Annotated in this window: 5 protein-coding genes; 2 read left to right on the top strand and 3 right to left on the bottom strand. The window is 70.7% G+C overall.

Annotated features, from left to right (window positions below):
* Window positions 1–1,138, top strand: a 1,138-nt coding sequence (locus IE226_RS41475) for a DUF2637 domain-containing protein (RefSeq protein WP_190086702.1), incomplete at its 5' end; no start/stop codon positions are given.
* 11 nt (window positions 1,139–1,149) lie between these two features.
* On the opposite strand, the gene IE226_RS41470 is transcribed toward IE226_RS41475, so the two are convergent.
* Complete coding sequence (locus IE226_RS41470) at window positions 1,150–1,359, bottom strand: hypothetical protein (protein WP_190086701.1); 210 nt, start codon at window positions 1,357–1,359, stop codon at window positions 1,150–1,152.
* 340 nt (window positions 1,360–1,699) lie between these two features.
* Complete coding sequence (gene lysS / locus IE226_RS41465) at window positions 1,700–3,445, bottom strand: lysine--tRNA ligase (protein ID WP_190086700.1); 1,746 nt, start codon at window positions 3,443–3,445, stop codon at window positions 1,700–1,702.
* Between the two features lie 135 nt (window positions 3,446–3,580).
* On the opposite strand from lysS, the gene argS reads away from it, so the two are divergent.
* Window positions 3,581–5,356, top strand: a complete 1,776-nt coding sequence (argS, locus tag IE226_RS41460) for an arginine--tRNA ligase (RefSeq protein ID WP_190086699.1) — start codon at window positions 3,581–3,583, stop codon at window positions 5,354–5,356.
* Window positions 5,357–5,384: 28 nt separating this feature from the next.
* On the opposite strand, the gene IE226_RS41455 is transcribed toward argS, so the two are convergent.
* Window positions 5,385–6,599, bottom strand: coding sequence for an aminotransferase-like domain-containing protein (locus tag IE226_RS41455; protein ID WP_190086698.1), 1,215 nt, complete (start codon window positions 6,597–6,599; stop codon window positions 5,385–5,387).
* Window positions 6,600–6,602 lie beyond the last annotated feature (3 nt).

Here is a 6,602-nt window from a genome sequence, read left to right as displayed (position 1 = left end):
CGTCGAGGCGGCGCGGCACGCGGTGGGCCGGATCGCGGACATCACGGCCGACAAGCACATGGAAGGCGTACGCCTCACCCGCTGGCTGCTCTCCCCCGTGCCGACGTTCAAGCTGTGGCGCCGCATGAAGCTGTGGGAGCTGCGCTCCTACGAGCAGGTCATCAAGCTGGAGCAGGACCGCCTGATCTACCAGGCCCGCCTCCAGGCCCGCTTCGGCCGCAACTGGCGCCGCAAGGCCCCGGTGGAGTCCCTGATGCCGCTGCGCCTGGCGCGCTTCGGCGTACCCCTTGCGGAGACCGCACCCGCGGGCCTCGCGGCGGCGGGCATCGAGCCCGCGCTGATCCCGCCGGCGCCGGTGCCGGTGGCGCCGGAGCCGCAGCATCCGGAGCTGGTGGCGGCGCCTGAGCCGCGGGCCGAGCACGGGCATGGGCGGGGGCAGGAGCGGGAGCAGGAGCCCCGGCCGGAGCAGCCCGAACAGCAGGGGCAGCCCGACCAGCAGGAGCAGCAGGAGCAGCCCGCGCCCGCGGGAGCGCACGTAAGCCCGTGGTTCGCGGCTCAGCAGCCTTCGTACGTCCCTGAAGAGCCGCACGACCAGTGGTACGCGGAGCAACAGGCGTACGCGGACCAGCAGGCGTACGCCAACCAGCAGGCCTATGCCGACGAGCAGGCCTACCTGGAGCAGCAGCAGGCGTACTTCGACGAGCACGGCCAGGCCGCCGCCCACGCCGGGCCCGAGGCCGAGTTCCAGGTCCCCGCGGGGCCCGGCCGCACCCGCCCGCTCGGCGGTCAGCACCTGATTCCGGGCCCGCGCGAGGAGCAGGCTCCCGAGGGCGAGGCGCGCGAGGATGCGCGGGAAGACGCGCCGGAGGACGCGCCGGAGGAGCTGGGCCCGCTGCCCGAGGCATCCGGGCTTCCGGACGACGTGTCGCGCGAGGACGCGTACTTCGCCGCGTTCCGCAAGTACGTGAGCGAGCTCGGCGACTATCCGAACGCCCGCCAGTTCGGCCTGTACCTGATGGACCTGTACGGCGTCACCGGCCAGGCGGGCGGCCCTCCGGCGGAGAGCACGCTGCGCCCGTACCTGCGTGACTTCCGGGGCCGCTACCAGGAGGAGCTGGACTCCGAGTACAGCGCGTAGTCGGCGCCGCCTCAGGCCCTGCTGCGTGCGCGCTTCTTGCCGGTCTCGCCCCAGACGGCGAGGGCGGCGCCCACGACGAACAGCGCGAGGTATCCGGGGGTGGGGATGTCCCACCACTTGTGAAAGAGGCCCCACGGGTTGTCCCCGAAGATCCGCCCGGCGGCACCGAGCGCGCCCTGAATACCGACGACCCATCCGACGATGGAGATGATTTCCTTCATACGTCCACGGTGTCCGGCCCCCGGGCCCCGGGCGTCCTGCCCCGGAGTGATCTCCCGGTAGTCCAAAGGATGCAGCCCCTCACCGCGCCATCAGCCGGACCACGACCCGCGCCGACAATCCGCCGCGCCAATCTCTGCGTCAGCGGGTGCGCGCACCTCCACAGACCCGCCGCTTCGCGGCGGACATCTCCCACCCACCCACCCGATTACCCCGAGCAATCGGGCGGGTGGGCGGGAAAACTTCGCCGCGCAGCGGCGGTCAGTCCGCGGTACGCGAAGGGGGCGGCGCCCAATAAAAATGGGCGCCGCCCCCAAGCCCGTACAGCCAAAGCGGCCAGCGTTACGCGCCGAGCAGCTTCCGCACCCGCTCCGCGCCCACGGCAAGCAGCAGCGTGGGCAGACGCGGCCCCGTCTCCCGGGTCACCAGGAGGCGGTACAGCAGGGCGAAGAACGACCGCTGGGCGACCTTGATCTCCGGCGGAAGCTCCTTGGCCGTCGCGTCCGCGGAGAACCCGGCCTGCACCTTCGGCACGCCGTACACCAGGTGCGTGAGCCCGTCGAGGGACCAGTGCGAGTCGAGGCCCTCCAGGAGCAGCCGCAGCGACTCGCGGCCCTCGTCGTCAAGGGAGGACAGCAGCTCCGTGTCCGGCTCCGAGCGCACGATGGTGCGTGCGTCGGCCGGGACCTGGGTGGTGATCCAGTTCTCGGCGCGGTCGAGCCGGGGCCGCGCCTCGTCCAGGGACGAGATGGGGTCGGAGGGGTCCAGGTCCCGCAGGATGCGCAGCGTCTGGTCCTCCGCGCCCGCCGTCACGTCCGCGACGGACGCGAGCGTCCGGTACGGCAGCGGACGCGGCGTCTTCGGCAACTCACCGGCCGCCGTACGCACCGCACGCGAGTGCGCCGCGGCGTCGGCGGGCAGCGCGGTCCCGTCCGCGACCTTCGCGTCCAGCTTGTCCCACTCGTCGTAGAGCCGCTGGATCTCCTGGTCGAAGGCGATCTTGAAGGACTGGTTCGGCTTGCGGCGGGCGTACAGCCAGCGGAGGAGCGGCGCCTCCATGATCTTCAGGGCGTCGGCCGGGGTCGGCACGCCGCCCTTGGAGGACGACATCTTCGCCATCCCGGAGATGCCGACGAACGCGTACATCGGGCCGATCGGCTGCACGCCGTCGAAGATCTCGCGCACGATCTGCCCGCCGACCACGAAGGACGACCCGGGAGAGGAGTGGTCCACGCCGCTGGGCTCGAAGATGACGCCCTCGTACGCCCAGCGCATGGGCCAGTCGACCTTCCAGACCAGCTTGCCGCGGTTGAACTCGCTGAGCAGGACGGTCTCGCTGTGCCCGCAGTCGGCGCACACGTAACTGAGCTCGGTGCTCTCGTCGTCGTACGACGTGACGGTGGTCAGGTCCTTCTCGCACGCGCCGCAGTACGGCTTGTACGGGAAGTACCCGCTGGTGCCGCCGCTGCCGTCGTCCTCGCTCGCGGCGCCGGAGCCCTCGGCGGCCTCCAGCTCGGCCTCGTCTACCGGCTTCTGCGACTGCTTCTTGCCGGGCGCCTTCTTGGTGCGGTACTGGTCGAGGATCGCGTCGATGTCACCGCGGTGCTTCATCGCGTGCAGGATCTGCTCGCGGTAGACGCCCGAGGTGTACTGCTCGGTCTGGCTGATCCCGTCGTACTCCACGCCCAGCTCGTCGAGCGCCTCGGTCATGGCCGCCTTGAAGTGCTCGGCCCAGTTCGCGTACGCGGAACCGGCCGGGGCGGGCACGGAGGTGAGGGGCTTGCCGATGTGCTGGGCCCAGGACTCGTCGATGCCCGCGACGCCGGCCGGGACCTTGCGGTACCGGTCGTAGTCGTCCCAGGAGATCAGGTGGCGGACCTCGTGCCCGCGCCGCCGGATCTCGTCCGCGACCAGGTGCGGGGTCATGACCTCGCGGAGGTTGCCCAGGTGGATGGGGCCGGAAGGGGAGAGTCCGGACGCGACGACCACAGGTTTGCCCGGGGCACGACGCTCCGACTCGGCGATGACCTCATCCGCATAGCGGGAGACCCAGTCGGTGGTATCGGTGCTCTGAGCCACGATCGGCACGCCTTTCTTCTTCTACGTGAGTACCGCTTGTCGCGGCCATTCTCCCAGCAAGCCACGTGAGAGCGAAAACGACTTTGGACCCCATGGAATACTTGCCGGGTCTATCTGCACCTCGAGGAGAACGGCATCCACTCCATGGCCTCGGTCACGTCCCTCACCGCCTCCGTCCACCAGCGCCTCGCGGACGCCCTCTCGGCTGCCCTGCCGGAGGCCGGCGCCGCCGACCCGCTGCTGCGACGAAGCGACCGGGCCGACTACCAGGCCAACGGCATCCTGGCCCTCGCCAAGAAGGCGAAGGCGAACCCTCGCGAGCTCGCGACGAAGGTCGTGGACGCCCTCCCGGCGGACGACGACATGATCAAGGACGTCGAGGTCTCGGGCCCCGGCTTCCTGAACGTCACGGTCACCGACAAGGCGATCACCGAGAACCTCGCCGCGCGCGCCGCCGACGGCGAGCGGCTCGGCGTGCCGTACGCACAGCAGGCCGGCACGACGGTCGTCGACTGGGCCCAGCCGAACGTGGCCAAGGAGATGCACGTCGGCCACCTGCGGAACTCGGTCATCGGCAATTCCGTCGTCAAGATCCTTGAGTTCACCGGCGAGAAGGTCATCAGCCGCCACCACATCGGCGACTGGGGCACCCAGTTCGGCATGCTCGTGCAGTATCTGATCGAGCACCCCGACGCGCTGGGCCATCAGGCCGCCGACGGCACCGAGCAGGCGGGCGAAGAGGCCATGTCCGGCCTCAACCGCGTCTACAAAGCCTCGAAGGTGCTCTTCGACTCCGACGAGGAGTTCAAGACGCGCGCCCGGCGCCGGGTCGTGGACCTCCAGGCGGGCGACCCGGAGACCCTCGCCATCTGGCAGCGGTTCGTGGACGAGTCGAAGGTCTACTTCTACTCGGTCTTCAACAAGCTGGACGTGGAGATCGAGGACGCGGACATCGTCGGCGAGTCCGGCTACAACGACATGCTGGCGGAGACCTGCCGCCTCCTTGAGGAGTCCGGCGTCGCGGTCCGGTCGAACGGCGCGCTGTGCGTCTTCTTCGACGACGTGAAGGGCCCGGACGGCAACCCGTCCCCGCTGATCGTCCAGAAGTCCGACGGCGGCTTCGGGTACGCGGCGACGGACCTCTCCGCGATCCGCGACCGCGTCTTCAACCTCAAGGCCGACACCCTCCTGTACGTGGTGGACGCGCGGCAGTCCCTGCACTTCAAGATGGTCTTCGAGACGGCCCGCAGGGCGGGCTGGCTGACGGACGACGTCAAGGCGGTGCAGCTCGGCTTCGGCACCGTGCTCGGCAAGGACGGCAAGCCGTTCAAGACCCGTGAGGGCGAGACCGTACGCCTCATCGACCTGCTCGACGAGGCGATCGAGCGGGCGTCGGCCATCGTGCGCGAGAAGGCCAAGGACCTCTCCGAGGAGGAGATCACCGAGCGCGGCGCCCAGGTGGGCATCGGCGCGGTGAAGTACGCGGACCTGTCGACGTCGGCGGTGCGCGACTACAAGTTCGACCTGGACCAGATGGTCTCGATGAACGGCGACACGTCGGTCTACCTCCAGTACGCGTACGCCCGTATCCAGTCGATCCTGCGCAAGGCGGACGACACGTCCCCCAAGGCCCACCCGGAGCTCGAACTGGCCGCCGCCGAGCGGGCGTTGGGGCTGCACCTCGACCAGTTCGCGGAGACGGTCGCGGAGGTCGCGCAGGAGTACGCGCCGCACAAGCTGGCGGCGTACCTCTACCAGCTGGCCTCGCTCTACACGACGTTCTACGACCAGTGCCCGGTCATCAAGCCGAAGCCGCCGCAGGACGTCGCGGAGAACCGCCTGTTCCTCTGCGACATCACGGCCCGCACCCTGCACCAGGGAATGGCCCTGCTCGGCATCAGGACCCCCGAGCGCCTCTGAGCGCAGCCGGAAAAGGGCGCGCAGAACGCTAACGCCGTAGCGCGCCCCCGAGCCTGCGCAGTCCCTCGGCGATCTCGTCGGGGGACTGCGTCACGAAGCACATCCGCAGGGTGGTGACGTCGGGCTCCCCCGCGTAGAACGGCGCCCCCGGCACATAGGCCACGAGATGCTTCACCACCTCGGGCAGCAACGCGGTGGTGTCGTACCCCTCGGGCAGCTTCGCCCAGACGAACATGCCGCCCTCGGGCCGTATCCAGCTCGACCCCTCGGGCAGCGCGTCCGCGAGGCCGTCCAGCATCGCGTCACGCCGCTCGCGGTACGCGCCGGTGACGCGGGCGAGGTGCGCGTCCAGGTCGTTGTCCGCCAAGTACCGCGCCGCCGCGAGCTGGTTGACGGTCGGAGTGTGCAGGTCCGCCGCCTGCTTGGCGATGGCGCAGGCCCGCAGCAGCGTGGCGGGGCCGCGCAGCCAGCCGAGGCGCAGGCCCGGCGCCATGACCTTGGAGAAGCTGCCGAGCAGGATCGTGCGGTCCTCGGCTCCGGGACACGAGGCGATCCACGGCGCGCGCTCCCCCTCGAAGCGCAGCTCGCCGTACGGGTCGTCCTCGATGACCCACAGTCCGCGCCGCGCGGCGATGCCCGCTGTCGCGGCGCGCCGGTCGGCCGGCGTGGTGCGGCCGGTGGGGTTCTGGAAGGTGGGGACGGTGTAGAGCAGTTTGGGCCGGTGGCGGGCGACGAGTTCGTCGAGGGCCTCAGGGTCGATCCCGTCCTCGTCGCACGGCACGCCGATCACCTGCGCGCCCGCGAAACCGAAGGCCTGGAGGGCGGCGAGGTAGCAGGGGTTCTCGACGAGGACGGTGTCGCCGGGCTCGATGAGGGCGGTGGCGAGCAGCGAGAGCGCCTGCTGCGACCCGGTGGTGACGAGCAGGTCGTCGACCCCGGTCGCGAGCCCGCGCCCGGAGTAGCGTGCGGCGATGGCGGTACGCAGGGCGGGCTCGCCCTCGGTGGTGGAGTACTGGAGCGCCCGCTCGGGCTGTTCGGTGAGTACGGCGTGGAAGGCGGCGGTGATGCCCTCCTTGTCGAAGAGGCCGGGCGCGGGGAGCCCGCCCGCGAAGTTGATGACCTCGGGCCGTGCGGTGACGGCCAGGATGTCCCGTACCGGAGAGCCTCCGACGGCGGCGGCGCGCGCGGCGAGCGGCGGGGTGGGAGCGGCGGTGGTGCCGGGGGCGGCAGCGGTGACGGTCATCTA

Source organism: Streptomyces longisporoflavus, assembly GCF_014649775.1.
Classification (GTDB): Bacteria; Actinomycetota; Actinomycetes; order Streptomycetales; family Streptomycetaceae; genus Streptomyces; species Streptomyces longisporoflavus.
This window is presented reverse-complemented; position numbering and strand designations above follow the sequence as displayed.